Origin of the sequence: Flavobacterium agri (genome assembly GCF_013401995.1) — a bacterium.
GTDB classification, from domain to species: Bacteria; Bacteroidota; Bacteroidia; order Flavobacteriales; family Flavobacteriaceae; genus Flavobacterium; species Flavobacterium agri.
The window spans coordinates 25241-41955 of record NZ_JACBJI010000009.1 but is presented as its reverse complement, the minus strand read 5'-3'; the positions used below and the strand labels follow the sequence as shown (position 1 = coordinate 41955).

The window sequence follows — 16715 nt, the reverse complement described above, 5'->3', positions numbered from 1 at the left end:
GTTTAAAATTGTTGATTTAAATTCCAAAATAAAAAATCACTAGGCTGCATTGTCACTATATTTACATAACTTTGCAGCCTACAACTAATAACTAAAACCCCTCAATTTCAGGTATGGGATTTTTTGATTTCATGACCGAGGACATCGCGATAGACCTCGGAACCGCGAATACGCTCATCATACACAACGACAAAGTCGTGATCGACAGCCCTTCAATCGTCGCGAGAGACAGGGTTTCTTCGAAGATAATCGCCGTAGGTAAAGAGGCGAACATGATGCAGGGAAAAACGCACGAGAACATCAAGACCATCCGACCTTTGAAAGATGGGGTTATCGCAGATTTCGACGCATCCGAGAAAATGATCTCGATGTTCATCAAATCGATTCCCGCACTCAAGAAAAGAATGTTCACGCCGGCTCTTCGCATGGTCGTCTGTATCCCGTCGGGCATTACCGAAGTGGAAATGCGCGCGGTTAAGGAAAGCTGCGAACGCGTGAACGGAAAAGAAGTTTACCTGATCCACGAACCAATGGCCGCGGCGATCGGTATCGGCATCGATATCATGCAGCCGAAAGGAAACATGATCGTCGACATCGGCGGTGGAACGACAGAAATCGCGGTCATCGCTTTGGGCGGAATCGTGTGCGACAAATCGGTAAAGATCGCGGGTGACGTTTTCACGAACGACATCGTGTATTACATGAGAACGCAGCACAACCTTTTCGTGGGTGAAAGCACTGCCGAAAAAATCAAGATTACCATCGGTGCCGCTATCGAAGACCTCGAAACTCCGCCAGATGAAATGTCGGTTCAAGGACGCGACCTTTTGACGGGTAAACCAAAACAGGTCGACGTTTCGTATCGCGAAATCGCAAAAGCGCTCGACAAATCGATCCAACGTATCGAGGACGCGGTTATGGAAACGCTTTCGCAGACGCCGCCGGAACTCGCTGCCGACATCTACAACACCGGTATTTACCTTGCCGGAGGCGGTTCGATGTTGCGAGGTCTTGACAAGCGTATTTCCCTGAAGACAGACCTTCCGGTTTACATCGCCGAAGATCCGCTTCGTGCCGTTGTACGCGGTACGGGAATGGCTTTGAAGAACATTCCGAAATTCAGAAGTATCCTGATTAAATAATAAATTGAAATCCCAAATTCCAAATCCCAAAATCCAACTTTCTTAAGACAACGATTGGAATTTGGAATTTGGAATTTGATTTTTTTACCAACGGTTTATGCAGCAGATATTCCAATTTATCTTTAAGAACAGCCATCGATTGCTGTTTTTGCTGCTTTTAGGGATTTCGTTGGTCCTGACGATACAGGCGCACTCGTTCCACAAGAGCAAAGTGATCTCTTCGGCGAATTTCCTCACGGGCGGCATCTACACGCAGATGAACAACGTGAATGAGTACTTCCACCTCAAATCGCAAAACGACGCGCTTGCCAAAGAGAATGCCGATTTGAGAAGAATGATCTTCAACGAGAAGGACACGGCCAAACCGCCAGTGATCGATACGATCAGAGGTGTGAGAAAAGTAGACGTTATCGTTTCCAAAGTCATCCACAACTCGTATAACGTCCACGAGAATTACCTCACGATCAATTCGGGCTCGCTTAAAGGCGTCAAGTCGGATATGGGTGTCGTGAACAGTCAAGGTATCGTCGGCATCGTCGACAAGGTTTCGAACAATTACGCAACGGTGATTTCCATCCTCAACGTAAAATCGCAGATCAACGCCAAGATCAAGAAGTCGAACCACTTCGGATCGCTTGTCTGGAACGGAAAAAATACGGGTTATGTACAGCTTATCGACGTACCGCGACTCGCTTCGGTGAGAAAAGGCGACACGATCGTGACCGGCGGGCAATCGGTGATTTTCCCGGCGAACATCAACATCGGAACGATTTCAAAAATTTATACCGACAACGAGACGAACTACTATACGCTCGACATCAAACTCTTTAACGACATGACCAATTTGGGTTATGTGTACATCGTGAAGAGCAAGGACAAAGAGGAAATCGAAACATTGGAACAGCAATCGAAGCCGAATGAATAGTACGGTCCTGATCAATATCGCGCGTTTTATCCTGCTGATTGCGGCACAGGTCGTCATTTTCAACAATTTCAACCTGTTCGGGTTCATCAATCCGTTCCCGTACATTTTGTTCATCATGCTTTTTCCGGTCAATGGAAACCGCAACGTGCTTTTGCTCACGAGCTTCCTGCTTGGCCTTATCATGGACATGTTCAGCAATTCGGGTGGCGTGCACGCGGCTTCGTGTCTGGTTTTGGCGTTCGTACGTCCGGCGATTTTCAAGTTTTCGTTCGGATTGAGCTATGAATACCAAACCGTCAGATTGGACGATGTGTTGACTCCGGAGCGTTTTTCGTTCATCCTTATTTCGGTCATCATCCACCATTTCACGCTGTTTTTGCTTGAAGTGTTCCGATTGGTGTTCTTTTGGGACGTGTTGCTGCGCACGCTTTGCAGCACGATTTTCTCGATCGTGATCTGCATCATTTTGATTTACATGTTCAAGCCTTCGAGACGATGAGGAAAGTACTGTTGCCCACCTTGATTTTCATCGCGACGATTTTGCTTCTGCTTCGTTTGTTCTATCTGCAGGTCATAGACGAATCGCTCAAGCTCAAATCGGACAACAACGCGATCAAGATCCAGTACGATTATCCCGAGCGCGGTTATGTGTACGACCGATTCGGCAAATTGCTCGTCGCGAACCAACCGTCTTACGATATCATGGTGATTCCGCGCGACATGAAGAACATCGACACGCTCGAGTTTTGTCAGTTGCTCAACATCCGCAAGGAAGATTTCATCAAGCGGATCGAGAAAGCGAAAGTATACAGTCCGAGGCTTCCGTCTGTATTTTTACCTCAATTGAACAAACGCGAATTCGCCGCATTCCAGGAAAAGGTGCGCAAATTCCAGGGATTTTACATCCAAAAGCGTTCGTTGCGCGACTATCAGGTGAATTACGGCGCGAACGTGTTCGGATTCATCACTCAGGTCAACGATAAAATCATCGAGAAAAATCCGTATTACAATAGCGGCGATTTGATCGGAAAACAAGGCGTCGAGGAAAGCTATGAAAAGGAATTGCGTGGCATCAAAGGCGTAAAATACATCCAGAAAGACAAATACAACCGCGAAATCGGCTCGTATAAGGAAGGCCGATTCGATACGATCGCCAAACAAGGTGAAGACATCACGCTTTCTATCGACGGCGAACTCCAGAAATACGGAGAAGAACTCATGGTCAACAAACGGGGCGGAATCGTAGCGATCGAACCCAAAACCGGAGAAATCCTCGCACTTGTGACCGCGCCTTCTTACGATCCTGCGATTTTGGTCGGACGCGAGCGCTCGAGGAATTACACGAAACTCTACAACGATTCGATCGCCAAACCGCTTTTCGACCGCGGGCTTTTGGCCGAATATCCGCCAGGATCGCCTTTCAAGATCATTACGGGTTTGGTCGCGCTTCAGGAAAAAGTGGTCGACGAACAGACGTCTTTCGTTTGCCACCACGGATTTAGTTATGCGAGAGGACGTTTCATGAAATGCCACGATTCGCAGATTTCACAGCTTCACAACGGGATTTACAACTCGTGCAACACCTATTTCGCGAGCGTCTACATGAAAACGCTTAGCAAATACCGCAAAACGTCGGCGGCCGTTGACATTTGGAGCAAACATGTGAAGAGTTTCGGGCTCGGCGAATTCATGGGTTACGATTTGCCGACGGGAAGACGCGGTAAAATCCCGACATCCAAAACCTACAAACGCATTTATCCCGATTGGGATTACAAACCGACGACAATCGTATCGAACGCCATCGGACAAGGGGAAGTCACCACGACACCGATCCAGCTTGCCAACATGATGGCCGCAGTCGCGAACCGCGGTTATTATTACACGCCTCACATCATCAAGAAAATCGAAGGCCAGCAGATCGACAAGAAATACCGCACCAAGCACCATACTTCGATCGATCCTCAATATTTCGAGCCCGTGATTTCGGGATTGGCCGACGTTTATAACGTGGGAACGGCTTTCGGACTTGGCGTCGACGACATTCAAATCTGTGGAAAAACAGGAACTGCCGAAAACTTCGCCAAAATAAACGGCAAGCGTGTCAAGCTTCAGGATCACTCGATTTTCGTGGCTTTTGCACCGAAGGACAATCCTAAAATCGCAATCGCCGTATTCGTCGAGAACGGATATTGGGGAAAACGTTGGGCCGGGCCGATCGCGACATTGATGATCGAAAAGTTCATCAAACGCAAAATCACGCGTACCGATCTTGAAAAACGCATGCTCGAAGGCAGCCTTCAGGGTGAATACGACAAATACATCGGAAAGCATACCGTTGACAGCTTGCTACTCAAAAAACCGGAGATCGAAGCCGTCAAGAAAGAACAGGACACGATTGAGGACATAGACGACAAAGAAGCCGAGAACTAATGAAAAACCAGAGCATCAGAAGCCATATCGATTGGGTGAGCGTATTCATTTACGTCACCTTGGTGGTATTGGGCTGGCTCAACATCTACTCGTCTTCGCTTTCGCTTGAAGATAGCGGCGCTTTCGATTTCGGGCAGATTTACGGCAAGCAGATGATGTTCATTTTCCTGTCGATTCCGCTTATCATCGTAATTTTGGCGGTTGACGGAAAATTCTACGAAAAATATTCGGTCATCCTTTTCGGGATTGCCTTGCTGCTTCTTGCGGGACTTTACGTTTTCGGAAAAGAAGTAAAAGGCCAGGTGAACTGGTACCAATTCGGGCCGATCAGTTTCCAGCCTGCGGAGTTTGCCAAAGTAGGAACGGCATTGGCGCTCGCAAAATATCTGAGCGACGTACAGGTCAATCTCAAGGACCAAAACCGACAACTTCAGGCCATGGGTATCATTTTGCTGCCCGTTTTGCTTATCGTGCCTCACGATCCGGGAAGCGCGTTGATTTATTCGGCTTTCTTTCTCGTACTGTATCGCGAAGGTTTGCCCGCATGGTTCTTGTGGACAGGCTTTATTGCCATCGTAGCGTTCGTGCTTTCGCTGATTTGGCCATCGTGGATCATTATCGTGATTGCCGCGGTCGTCATCGCATTCTTCTACTATCGAAGCCGTATCGTAGACCGAAACATCATCATGAGTGTCGCAATTTTGGTGGGTGTTTCCATTTTCACGTTCTCGGTACATTACGTTTTCGATAACGTATTCAAGCAACACCATCGCGACCGTTTCAATATTTTGCTCGGTAAGGAAGTCGATTTGAAAGGCATCGGATACAACATCAACCAGTCGAAAATCGCGATCGGTTCGGGCGGTTGGTTCGGAAAAGGCTATCTCGAAGGCACCCAAACCAAAGGCGGATTCGTTCCCGAACAACATACCGACTACATTTTCACGACCGTTGGCGAAGAATGGGGATTTGTCGGGTGTATCGTCGTTTTGGCGTTGTTCGTGCTGCTTTTTCTTCGCATCATCTATCTGGCCGAGCGACAGAAAACCAAATTTTCGCGCGTTTACGGTTATTGCGTAGCCACAATTCTGTTCATTCACTTCTTTGTGAACATCGCCATGGTACTTGGGATTTTCCCGACGATCGGCGTTCCGTTGCCGTTCTTTTCGTATGGAGGTTCCGGACTTTGGGGCTTTACCATTTTGCTGTTCATCTTTTTGAAGATGGATGCAAATAAGGTGAATGAATGGTAGACAAGATTTGCAGATTCTCAGATTCCGGATTCCATCTTAGCCGCGATCTTATCCAAACACAAATTGTTGATGCTGCCTTCATGTGTGTGTTTCGTAGCTTTTGGCGACACGAACTTTCCGTTTTCAATGTCTGATGCGACTTGCCGATACGCCGTCCGGAAAGGAATTCCGCTTGAAACCAATTCGTTCAAAGCATCAACAGTAAACAGATAATCGTATTTTTTGTCGGACAGAATATCTTGATTCACTACCAAATTTTCGATTCCGAAAACCGTCATTTCCAAACACGACTTCAGTGTTTCGATCGCCGGGAAAATTCCTTCTTTAAGCAATTGGAAATCCCTGTGATAACCGCTTGGCAAATTGTTCGTGAGCAACGTGATTTCGTACGGAAGCGCTTGTATTTTGTTTGATTTACCTCGGATCAACTCGAAAACATCGGGATTTTTCTTGTGCGGCATGATGCTCGAACCCGTCGTAAGGCTTGTCGGCAAACTCACAAAATTGAAGTTCTGGCTCAGATACAGGCAAACGTCCATCGACAGTTTAGACAATGTGGCCGCTACGGACGAAAGCGCGAAAGCCGTCATTTTCTCGGACTTCCCACGACTCATTTGGGCTGCGATCGGATTGTATTTCAAATCGGCAAAACCCAATTCGTTCGTGGTGAACGTGCGCTCGATCGCAAACGAACTGCCATAACCTGCGGCCGAACCCAACGGATTCTGGTCGACGACTTTAAACGCGGCGTTCAGCAAAGTCATGTCGTCCACCAAAGTCTCGGCATACGCGGCAAACCACATCCCGAACGAACTCGGCATCGCGATTTGCAAATGCGTATAACCCGGAAGCAAGATGTTCTTCGTGGCCTCGCTCCTATCCAAAAGCAAATCGAAAAGTGATTTTACAAGTTTTTTAATTTCGGAAATCTCGGCTTTCAGGTACAAATGCACGTCGGTCAAAACCTGATCGTTACGCGAACGCGCCGTGTGGATTTTCTTGCCGGTTTCACCCAATTTTTCAATCAGCAGGAATTCGATTTTGGAATGTACGTCTTCAAAATAGGCTTCTATCGCAAAGTTTCCGTTTTCGATGTCGGACAAAATTTCTTCGAGTGCTTTTACCAAATCATCCGCTTCCTTTTGAGAAACCAACCCGATTTTTGCGAGCATTTTTGCGTGTGCCATCGAACCGATTGCGTCGTATTTCGCCAGATGTAAATCTAGTTCACGATCATTTCCTACCGTAAACGCGCTAATCTTTTCATCTGTCCCGATTCCTTTTTCCCACAATTTCATAGTCGTTACTTTTTGAGACGATTAAAAAAACCGTCGATTATTTTGATGTATAAGTCGATTCCTTCACAGATTTCGTCCACGTAAATGAATTCGTCGGCCGAATGCGATCGCGGCGACCTTCCCGGTCCTAGTTTCAACGATTGGCAACTCAAAACCGATTGGTCGCTCAACGTCGGTGAACCGTAAGTCGTTCTTCCCAACGAAATCCCGGATTGCACGAGTTCGTGGTTTTCGGGAATACTCGACGGGTTCAGATGCATCGACCGCGGTCTGACTTCGGCTTTTATATTCGCGCGAACCGTTTCCAGAATTTGAGCATTCGAGTATTTTTCATTGACGCGGATATCGACGACCAAACGCGTTTCGGCCGGAACGACGTTGTGTTGCGAGCCCGCATTGATTTGCGTGACCGTCATTTTCACCGGGCCGAGAACGTCCGAAATCTTTTCGAATCGGTAATTTTTGAACCATTCGATGACTTCCAAAGCATTGTAGATTGAATTGTCGTCGTTCGGATGCGCCGCGTGACCCGGCGTTCCTTTTACCGTAACGTCCAAAACGAGCAGTCCTTTTTCGGCAATCGCAAGTTGCATTTCGGTAGGTTCACCAACAATCGCCACTTCAATTTCAGGCAAATGTCTCAACACCGAATTGAGTCCGTTTTCGCCGCTGCTTTCTTCTTCCGCGGAAGCAACAACCGTCAGATTATAGGGTAAATCAGGTTTGTCGAAAAAATACGCGAACGTTGCCAACAGTGAAACGAGACAACCTCCGGCATCATTACTGCCAAGCCCGAAAAGTTTGCCGTCTTTTTCGATTGGTTCGAACGGATCGAGTGTGTAACCTTGGTTCGGCTCAACCGTGTCGTGGTGCGAATTCAAAAGCAGCGTCGGTTTTGAACCGTCGAAATGTTTGTTGAACGCCCAAATGTTGTGGTTCTCGCGCTCGAACGGAATGTGCTGCAAACGAAACCAGTTTTCGATGCGCGCCGCTGTTTTGTCTTCTTCGGACGAAAACGACGGCAGACCGATCAAATCTTTGAGTAAATCGATGGCTTCAATGGTGAGTTTCTGTATTTTTTGGTCAGACATACATGGGTTTTACGGTTGGATTTTTGTTCCCGAATTTTGGTCGGACAACAATTTTTCGCTTCCGACCTTTACGACGGAAACACCATTTTCAAGCGCGCGGAAACAATTGTCCAGCTTGGGCAACATACCCGAATGCACCTTATTTTCGGCTTTTAATCTTTGGTAAAGTTCGGCATCGAGAAGCGAAATCACGGAATCTCCATCCTCGGAATTTGCCAAAACGCCCGGTTTTTCGAAGCAATACAGCAATTCGGTGTCAAAAAAATCAGAACACGCAATGGCAATTTCGGACGCGATTGTGTCGGCATTCGTGTTGAGCAATTTGCCTTTTCCGTCGTGCGTGATTGCGGCAAAAACCGGGACAAAACCGCATTGGATCAGATTCCTCAATGCTTCGGAATCGACTTTTCTCACATCACCCACAAATCCAAAATCAACCGTTTTCACGGCACGTTTTTCAGATAAGATCAAATTCCCATCCGCACCCGTAAGTCCAATCGCATTCACGCCCAAAGCCTGCAATTTCGCAACGATCGACTTGTTCGTCCCGCCCGCGTAACTCATTACGGCGATTTCGAGCATCGCTTGATCCGTGATGCGCCGGCCTTTGTGGAATTTGGCTTCGATTCCTAGTTTTTCGCCCAAACGCGTTGCCAATTTTCCGCCTCCGTGGACCAGAATTTTAGCGTTTTCAAGCTTGGCAAAATCGGCCAAAACCGAATCGAGCAATTCTGGGTTATCGATGACGTTTCCACCGATTTTTACAATTGTCAATTTTGGCTTCATTGGTTTTTGAGTATTTCGGACAAAACCGCTTGAGCGGCAAAAGTTCGGTTATTCGCTTGCGGAATCACGATAGACGACTCGCTGTCGAGCACTTCATCGGACACGATCATGTTTCGACGAACCGGCAAACAGTGCATGAATTTGGCCGAATTCGTCAGTTTCAATTTCTCGGAAGTTATCGTCCACGACAAATCCTGCGACAGAATCTGTCCGTAATTTTCGAACGAACTCCAGTTTTTGGCATAGATAAAATCGGCATTTTCGAAGGCTTTGTTTTGGTCGCGTTCTATTGTCACGCCATTTGTAATTTTCGGGTCGAGGTCGTAGCCATCAGGATTTGTGATGATGAAATCGACGTCACTCAACTTCATGATTTTTGCGAACGAATTGGGAACCGCGTGCGGCAACGCTTTTGGGTGAGGCGCCCACGTCAGTACGACTTTTGGTCGATTTTTCGTTTTGAATTCCCGGATCGTCAGCGCATCGGCAACCGCTTGCAACGGATGCTCGCTCGAACCTTCGAGACTGACAATTGGCACGGACGCGAACTTTTTGAAAGCCGAAATCACGTGCTCTGATACGTCTTTTTGCTTGTCGGCGAGCGTCGGGAAACTTCTCACGGCCAAGATGTCGCAATATTGGGAAACGACTTGTGCGGCTTCGCGTATGTGTTCGGCTTTATTGCCGTTCATGACGACGCCGTCCTCGAATTCGAGAAGCCAGCCTTCGGTGTTCAGATTCATCACCATCGCTTGCATCCCGAGGTTCGACGCAGCTTTTTGTGTACTCAAACGCGTCCTTAAACTCGGGTTGAAAAACAGCAAACCAATCGTTTTCCGCCTGCCCAAATCTTCATTCGCGAATGGATTTTGCTTGTGATTTTGGGCTATGTCCAACAAAGCGTTCAAATCCTGAATGTCATCTACGGAAGTGAAATGTTTCATGGCACGGAAATTTGAGGTTCAACAATTTTCCCGATCGCTTTTTTGAGTCCGACGAAGAAGAAGTCAACTTCGGCTTTGGTTATCGAAAGCGGCGGCAGAATACGCAACAAGTTCTTTTGACTCGCATTTCCGGTAAAAATTCCGAAGTCGTAAATAAGAGATTTTCTCAAATTGGCGATTTCGAAATCGAATTCCAATCCTAGCATCAAACCGCGTCCTTTCACGTTTTTAATCTGTGGAATTTCGGACGCTTGTTGCTTGAAATAATCACTGACTTCGTTCACATTTTGAATCAGGTTTTCCGATTCGATGACTTCCAAAACCGACAAAGCGGCGGCACACGCCAAATGGTTTCCTCCGAATGTCGTCCCTAACAATCCGTGAGACGCTTTGAATTCGGGTGAAATCAGAATCCCACCGATCGGGAAACCGTTGCCCATTCCTTTTGCGACCGAAATGATGTCGGGTTTTATGTCGTGATGTTGGTGCGCGAAGAATTTCCCGCTTCGGCCGTAACCGCTCTGGATTTCGTCGAGGATCAAAACGACTCCATATTTTTTGGTTTCCGATGACAGGAATTGGAAAAATTCGGTCGTGGCTTCGTCGAGTCCGCCGACGCCTTGGATGCCTTCGATGATTACGCAGGCCACGTCGCCTTTCTGCAATTCATCCAAAACCGATTTTTGGTCGTTCAATTCGAGAAAGATGACCTTGTGAGCGTTGATTGGCGCGACAATCGAAGGATTATCGGTAGAAGCGACTGCCGCCGAAGTTCTTCCGTGGAATGCTTTTTTGAATGCGATCACCTTGGATTTCTTCGTGTGGAAAGAAGCGAGTTTCAAAGCATTCTCGTTGGCTTCGGCTCCGGAATTGCACAGGAAAAGCGAGTAATCGGGATACCCTGAAAACGCGCATAATTTCTCGGCCAACCCGGTCTGGATCGGGTTTTGGATCGAGTTGGAATAGAATCCGATTTTGGAAACCTGATCGGAAACCGCTTTCACGTAATTCGGATGCGAATGCCCGATCGAGATCACGCCGTGGCCGCCGTAAAAGTCGAGATATTCCCTGCCCGATTCGTCGAAAACCTTACTACCAAAGGCTTTCACGGGCGTAATGTCGTATAACGGATAAACGTCAAATAGATTTTTCATGGTCAAAATGCCGCCGATTTTAAACGAAGTCCGGCCGTTTCTTCGAGGTTCAACATCAAATTCATGTTCTGGATCGCCTGTCCCGACGCGCCTTTTACAAGGTTGTCAATCACCGACGTAAGCAAAACGTAGTCGCCTTTCTGTTCGACAGAAATCAAGCAATTGTTCGTTTGCAAAACGGGTTTCAGGCTGATGTTTTCGGTCGTGACGTTGACGAAAGGCTCGTCTTTATAGAAGTTTTCGTAAGCCGACAAAATGTCTGCGAAAGCGACATCGAGCTTTGTATAAAGTGTCGCAAAAATGCCACGCGTAAAATCACCTCGGTTCGGAATGAACAGGATTTCACCCGATTTCTCCGAATCGATTTGCCTCAAGCTTTGATTGATTTCGCCCAAATGCTGGTGCGAAAACGCCTTGTAATGTGACATATTCCCGTTTCTGTACGGATGATGCGACGTTTCGGACAAACTCACGCCGGCACCAGTACTTCCAGTAGTCGCATTCACATGAACGTCCGATTTGAGCCATCCGTTTTTCGCCAAAGGCAAAAGCGAGAGTTGGATCGCAGTCGCAAAACAACCTGGGTTTGCAATGAAATTCGCTTCTTTGATTTTCATCCGATTCAATTCGGGCAAACCGTAGACGAACGTTTTTCCGTTGAAATCGGAATCGTCCGTCAAGCGGAAATCGTTGCCCAGATCGATGATTTTCGTTTTATTGGAAAATGCTTTCGAACTCAGGAATTCCTTCGATTTACCGTGTCCGAGGCAAAGAAAAACCACGTCGACTTCGGGATTTACATTATTAGTAAAATCCGGTAAATCTTCACCGATCAAATCTTGATGAACGGACGAAATCGCCTGTCCGAAAAATGTCTTAGAATACGCAAAATCGACCTTGACGTTCGGATGGTTTACGAGCAAACGCAACAATTCGCTACCGGTGTAACCCGACGCCCCGATGATGCCGACGCTAAACATATTGCTCTGAATTTACCTGTGAATAAATCGCCTGCGAATTGCCCAAAATCTTGATGAAACCTTTGGCGTCTTCGGCAGTCCAGGCGTTGTTCATTTCGCCGTATTGACCGAATTGGGTGTTCATGAGATCGTGTTGCGACTCGATTCCGTCGAGCGAAAAATGATACGGACGCAAGGTCACGGCAACTTTTCCGGTCACGTTCAATTGCGTGTCGGCGAGAAAAGTTTCGATGTTGCGCATCACTGGATCGAGATATTGGCCTTCGTGAAACAACATGCCGTACCAGTTTCCGAGCTGTTCTTTCCAGTATTGCTGCCATTTGGTGAGCACGTGTTTCTCTAAAAGATGGTGCGCTTTGATGATGACAAGCGGCGCCGCGGCTTCAAATCCGACTCTTCCTTTGATGCCGATAATCGTGTCGCCTACGTGGATGTCGCGTCCGATGCCATAGGCCGAAGCGCTTTCTTCGAGTTTGACGATGTTGTCGGTCGGTTTTGAGAATTGGTCGTCGATTCCTACAAGTTCGCCTTTTTCGAAGTGAAGCGTGACTTTTGTCGGTTCAGTCTCTTTGATTTGCGATGGAAAAGCTTCTTCGGGCAATGGCAAGTTCGAGGTCAACGTTTCTTTTCCGCCTACCGAAGTTCCCCAAATGCCTTTGTTGATCGAATACTGCGCTTTTTCCCACGAATATTCGACGCCTTCTTTTTGCAGCCATTCGACTTCTGCCTGACGGCTCAACTTGAGATCGCGGATTGGCGTGATGATTTCGATTTCGGGAGCGATGGTTCGGAAAATAAGGTCGAAACGAATTTGGTCATTTCCAGCGCCCGTGCTGCCGTGAGCGATTGCAGATGCACCGATGGTTTTGGCGTATTGGATCGCTTCTATCGCCTGGAAAACGCGTTCGGCCGAAACCGATAACGGATATGTATTGTTCTTTAAGACGTTTCCGAAAACGAGGAACTTTATCGCTTTTTCGTAGTATTTGTCGACGATATCAGCGTTCACGTGGGCTTTGGAACCGAGTTCGCACGCGCGTTTTTCGATGGCCGAAAGTTCGTCGTTGGAAAATCCGCCCGTATTCACGAGAATCGTGTGGACTTCGTAACCTTGCTGTTGCAGGTATTTTAGGCAAAAGGAAGTGTCGAGTCCGCCACTGTAAGCGAGAACGACTTTTTTTATAGTAGTCATGCTGTTTCTTTTTTATGCTTTTCCTTTGGTTTCTCTTTTTTGAGGAAAAGCGCTTGTTTGATACTTTTGAGACGTGAAAGCACTTTTTGATTGAACGTGTATTTCTCTTTGTTTTTGTCGGTTGCCGGATCGTATAACATTCCCGTGCAAAGGCACATTTTGTAATCTTTGCGTTGTAAAATGTCGAAATTGGTGCAGCCCGAACAGCCTTTCCAGAAACTCGGATCGTCTGTCAATTCAGAGAACGGAACGGGTTTGTAACCGAGTTCGGAATTGATTTTCATCACGGCCAGACCCGTCGTGATCCCGAATATTTTTGCACCCGGATATTTCTCCTGAGAATATTCGAAGACACGCGATTTGATTTGTTTGGCAAGGCCGAGATGACGGAAATCGGGATGTACGATCAAGCCGCTGTTGGCGACGAATTTGCCGTGCTGCCAGCTTTCGATATAACAGAATCCGGCAAAACGGTCGCCGTCGAGTGCGATTACGGCATCGGCATTAGCCATTTTGTCACGTATGTATTCGGGCGTACGCTTGGCGATTCCCGTACCGCGTTGCAAAGCCGATTGGTACATGGTATCGCAGATTTCCTGGGCAAAACGGAAATGCGTTTCACCCGCAATAAAGATGGAAATTCCCATCGTATTGGATTTGGTTGTTGATTTTTCGTAAAACTATTTGAGGCAAGAACCGGACGAATCGGTTCAATAGAAAGTCGCGACCTTACGGTCGTCGGGTAGAAAATGCCCTTGATATGGCGAATGCGCCAAAAAGGGTCGGGGCGAAAAAGGGGATGGAAATTTTCAAGGCAAATACAAAAAGATTACACAAATCGAAAAATCGGAACTCAAGCCAGCTTGGCGGTTCCCGGTCTTCGTCGCGGTGAAGTGATCGCGATATGGTTGTGTGATCTTGTATTCATGGTCGCAAATTTATTTTTTTTGAAAAATGAAACGGCCTTTTTCGTGTAAAAAAAATCATAATTCGTCGAAACCGTTTTCGCTTGTTAAAAAAAATAAAGCCCCGAAAAAATCGAGGCTTCATTTTGCGATATTTCTAAAATCGGGTTACGATTTGATCGTCTTCTCTTTTTTGAGCGAGAGCGCACCTTTGGATTTTGGCTGCAAATCGTCCAAAATTTTGACTGCTTCATCTACATAAATGTCTTTTCCGAGACTTTCATGCCATCTGACGCGTTTTTCTTTGAGCACGTCATCTTTCGCAATCTGGTCTTTTTCGTACGGAAGCGATTCGAATTTCAAATCGTTGTGATACGTCGACAACACTTTGTATTTCTTGGCTTTTTGTTCCAAAGCATCTTGTTCTGCACGGAATTTATCGAGTTTGAGGCTGTAAACGGTCTCTTCACTGCGATCGTTGATCCATTTCGCGTTCTCGTCGATAAGTCGGAACTGTTCGTTGGCTTCCATGCGTTTGCGGCTGTTGGCGATCGCTTGGTTAAAGTTCGGTTGCTTGTCCCAAGTCTTGTATTGGGCCGGGTCGATCTTATCCCAAGGCATGGCATTGTCGATGTCGCGCTCACCCATTTTCACGTACGAATAACGGTCTGGCATGGCCACGTCTGAAGCTACGCCTTCAAGTTGCGTCGATCCGCCGTTGATGCGATAGAATTTTTGGGTGGTGGTTTTCAACGCGCCCAAATCTCCGAACTCGCTGTTGCGCACGAATTGGTTCAGGTCAAATACATTTTGAACCGTTCCTTTTCCGTACGTCTGTTTGCTTCCGATGATCACACCGCGTTTGTAATCCTGGATCGCGGCGGCCAAAATTTCTGAAGCCGAAGCCGAGAAACTGTTTACCATGATCACAAGCGGACCGTCGTATTCTACTTTCGGATCTTTGTCGTACAACACTTCTTTTTTCTTTCCGGCCGATTTCACTTGGACGATCGGGCCTTCATCGATGAACAATCCGGCGATGTCGACTACGGTCTTAAGCGAACCGCCACCGTTGTCGCGCACGTCGAGGATGATTCCTTGTACGTTTTCCTTTTTAAGGCGTTCCACTTCGAGAGCGATGTCTTTTCCGGCGTCACGTGCATTGGCGTTGTCGAAGTCGATATAGAATTTCGGCAGGTAAATCATGCCGTACTTGACGCCGTTTTTCTCGATGATCGTAGACTTGGCGTATGTTTCTTCGATTTCCACTTCATCGCGGATTAACGAAATCACTTTCATAGTCCCGTCGGTTTTCTTGATCGAAAGACGCACTTCGGTTCCTTTCGGACCTTTGATTTTCTTCACGACATCGTCGAGACGCATCCCGACTACATCTACCGCTTCTTTGTCGCCTTGGGCCACTTTGAGGATGATGTCGCCCGGTTCAAGCTGTTTGTCTCTCCAGGCCGGCCCGCCCGAAATCAATTCGGTAATTTCGGTATAGTCGTTTTTCTTTTGAAGACGTGCCCCGATCCCTTCGAGTTTACCGCTCATGCTTACGTCGAAGCGCTCTTTTTCATCTGGCGGGAAATACGAAGTGTGAGGATCGAAACGCGAGGCGATCGAGTTGATGTATACCGAAAACCAATCTTCGCGGTTCAGGTCGTCGATAAAACTGAAATATTCGTTAAGCGATTTCAAAGCCGATTCGCGCGTTTCTTTTTCAAGAACCTCGTACGGCTTCTTCTCGATTTTGACTTCTTCTTTTTTCTTTTGTTCGAGAACTTGCTGAGCCGCTTCCTGGCTGTCTTCGTCTAAAGTAGCCGAAGGTTTTTCGGATGTGGTCTTGCCTTCCTGCAAATCGAGTTTGTCGGCCAACGAAGAAAGCGTGGACAGTTTTACCTGTTTGCGCCATTTTTCCTTGAGTTCGGCCGTGGTTTTGGCGTATGGAAGTTTTTCGTTGTCGGTATTGAAAGACTCTTCCGACGTATAATCGAAAGGCTTGTCGAGAATATCCTTGTAATAAGCTTTGCTTTCTTTGATACGTTGCATCAGACGATTATAGGTCAAATCGAAGAACGTAAGGTCGCGGTTCTTGATCTGGTCGTCGAGCTGGGTTTCGTATTTCGCGAATTCGTCTATATCCGATTGCAGGAAAAAACGCTTCGACGGATCGAGTGCCGTAATGTAATCCTTATAGATCCCTTTCGAGAAATTGTCGTCCATATTGGCCGGATCGTAATGGCCACGCTCGATGACAAAAGTCAGGAGTTCAAGCAGGGCTTTGTCCTTTTCTGGGTCTCCGGAGTCTTTTTTGGGCATAAAACTCCACAATGCAGCCGCCAAAACAGCGACGACCAACATTACTTTATAGTTCCTTTTCATAAATCGCACAATAGCATTCATTTGGGTTCTTAAAACGGCCAAGTTATGGAAAAATTATGCCGTAAACAGTAGCATCCGCATAATTTTTTGTTAAACGTGACCAATTCGATTCACAGTTGAAATTACGTATTTTTACCTTCGCTTTCACGCAATTAGTAGCAGATTCGATGTTTTTGTTACCATGTGAAAATTCCAAATTCCATCCTCAAGCATCGGAACCAAATTTCAAT

14 protein-coding genes are annotated in these 16715 nt (G+C 46.9%); 5 read left to right on the top strand and 9 right to left on the bottom strand.

Annotated features, from left to right (window positions below):
• Nucleotides 1-113 precede the first annotated feature (113 nt).
• The 5 genes from HZF10_RS16675 (at nt 114) to rodA (ending at nt 5750) form a co-directional block, all read left to right on the top strand.
• The gene (locus HZF10_RS16675) at nt 114-1142 is read left to right on the top strand and encodes a rod shape-determining protein (protein WP_176007375.1); all 1029 of its coding nucleotides are present in this window, start codon (nt 114-116) and stop codon (nt 1140-1142) included.
• A 97-nt stretch (nt 1143-1239) separates the two neighbouring features.
• Nucleotides 1240-2067 carry a rod shape-determining protein MreC gene (gene mreC, locus HZF10_RS16670; RefSeq protein ID WP_176007374.1) on the top strand — a complete coding sequence of 276 codons (828 nt, stop codon included), beginning with the start codon at nt 1240-1242 and terminating at the stop codon, nt 2065-2067.
• The gene (gene mreD / locus HZF10_RS16665; protein ID WP_176007373.1) at nt 2060-2566 is read left to right on the top strand and encodes a rod shape-determining protein MreD; all 507 of its coding nucleotides are present in this window, start codon (nt 2060-2062) and stop codon (nt 2564-2566) included. Before mreC ends, mreD begins: the two co-directional genes overlap by 8 nt.
• Nucleotides 2563-4497 carry a penicillin-binding protein 2 gene (gene mrdA, locus HZF10_RS16660; protein WP_176007372.1) on the top strand — a complete coding sequence of 645 codons (1935 nt, stop codon included), beginning with the start codon at nt 2563-2565 and terminating at the stop codon, nt 4495-4497. The genes mreD and mrdA overlap by 4 nt, the downstream gene beginning before the upstream one ends.
• Entirely contained in the window at nt 4497-5750 is a 1254-nt protein-coding gene (gene rodA / locus HZF10_RS16655; RefSeq protein WP_176007371.1) for a rod shape-determining protein RodA, read from the top strand. Before mrdA ends, rodA begins: the two co-directional genes overlap by 1 nt.
• A 17-nt stretch (nt 5751-5767) precedes the next feature.
• Here the strand turns inward: rodA and argH are convergent, their stop codons facing one another.
• The 9 genes from argH to HZF10_RS16610 form a co-directional block, all read right to left on the bottom strand.
• Nucleotides 5768-7048, bottom strand: a complete 1281-nt coding sequence (argH, locus tag HZF10_RS16650; RefSeq protein WP_176007370.1) for an argininosuccinate lyase — start codon at nt 7046-7048, stop codon at nt 5768-5770.
• Between the two features lie 5 nt (nt 7049-7053).
• The gene (locus tag HZF10_RS16645) at nt 7054-8139 is read right to left on the bottom strand and encodes a M20 family metallo-hydrolase (protein WP_176007369.1); all 1086 of its coding nucleotides are present in this window, start codon (nt 8137-8139) and stop codon (nt 7054-7056) included.
• Nucleotides 8140-8148: 9 nt separating this feature from the next.
• Nucleotides 8149-8925: an acetylglutamate kinase gene (gene argB, locus HZF10_RS16640; RefSeq protein ID WP_176007368.1), complete on the bottom strand. Its 777-nt coding sequence runs from the start codon at nt 8923-8925 to the stop codon at nt 8149-8151.
• Entirely contained in the window at nt 8922-9869 is a 948-nt protein-coding gene (locus HZF10_RS16635; protein WP_176007367.1) for an N-acetylornithine carbamoyltransferase, read from the bottom strand. Before HZF10_RS16635 ends, argB begins: the two co-directional genes overlap by 4 nt.
• Nucleotides 9866-11023 carry an aspartate aminotransferase family protein gene (locus tag HZF10_RS16630; RefSeq protein WP_176007366.1) on the bottom strand — a complete coding sequence of 386 codons (1158 nt, stop codon included), beginning with the start codon at nt 11021-11023 and terminating at the stop codon, nt 9866-9868. Before HZF10_RS16630 ends, HZF10_RS16635 begins: the two co-directional genes overlap by 4 nt.
• Before the next feature lie 2 nt (nt 11024-11025).
• Nucleotides 11026-12003 (bottom strand): N-acetyl-gamma-glutamyl-phosphate reductase, encoded by a 978-nt coding sequence (argC, locus tag HZF10_RS16625; RefSeq protein WP_176007365.1) that lies wholly within the window; start codon nt 12001-12003, stop codon nt 11026-11028.
• Entirely contained in the window at nt 11996-13186 is a 1191-nt protein-coding gene (locus HZF10_RS16620; RefSeq protein WP_176007454.1) for an argininosuccinate synthase, read from the bottom strand. Before HZF10_RS16620 ends, argC begins: the two co-directional genes overlap by 8 nt.
• A gap of 5 nt (nt 13187-13191) precedes the next feature.
• Nucleotides 13192-13842 carry a GNAT family N-acetyltransferase gene (locus tag HZF10_RS16615; protein WP_176007364.1) on the bottom strand — a complete coding sequence of 217 codons (651 nt, stop codon included), beginning with the start codon at nt 13840-13842 and terminating at the stop codon, nt 13192-13194.
• A gap of 426 nt (nt 13843-14268) precedes the next feature.
• On the bottom strand, nt 14269-16506 hold the full coding sequence (locus HZF10_RS16610) for a carboxy terminal-processing peptidase (RefSeq protein WP_176007363.1): 2238 nt from the start codon (nt 16504-16506) through the stop codon (nt 14269-14271).
• Nucleotides 16507-16715: the final 209 nt, after the last annotated feature.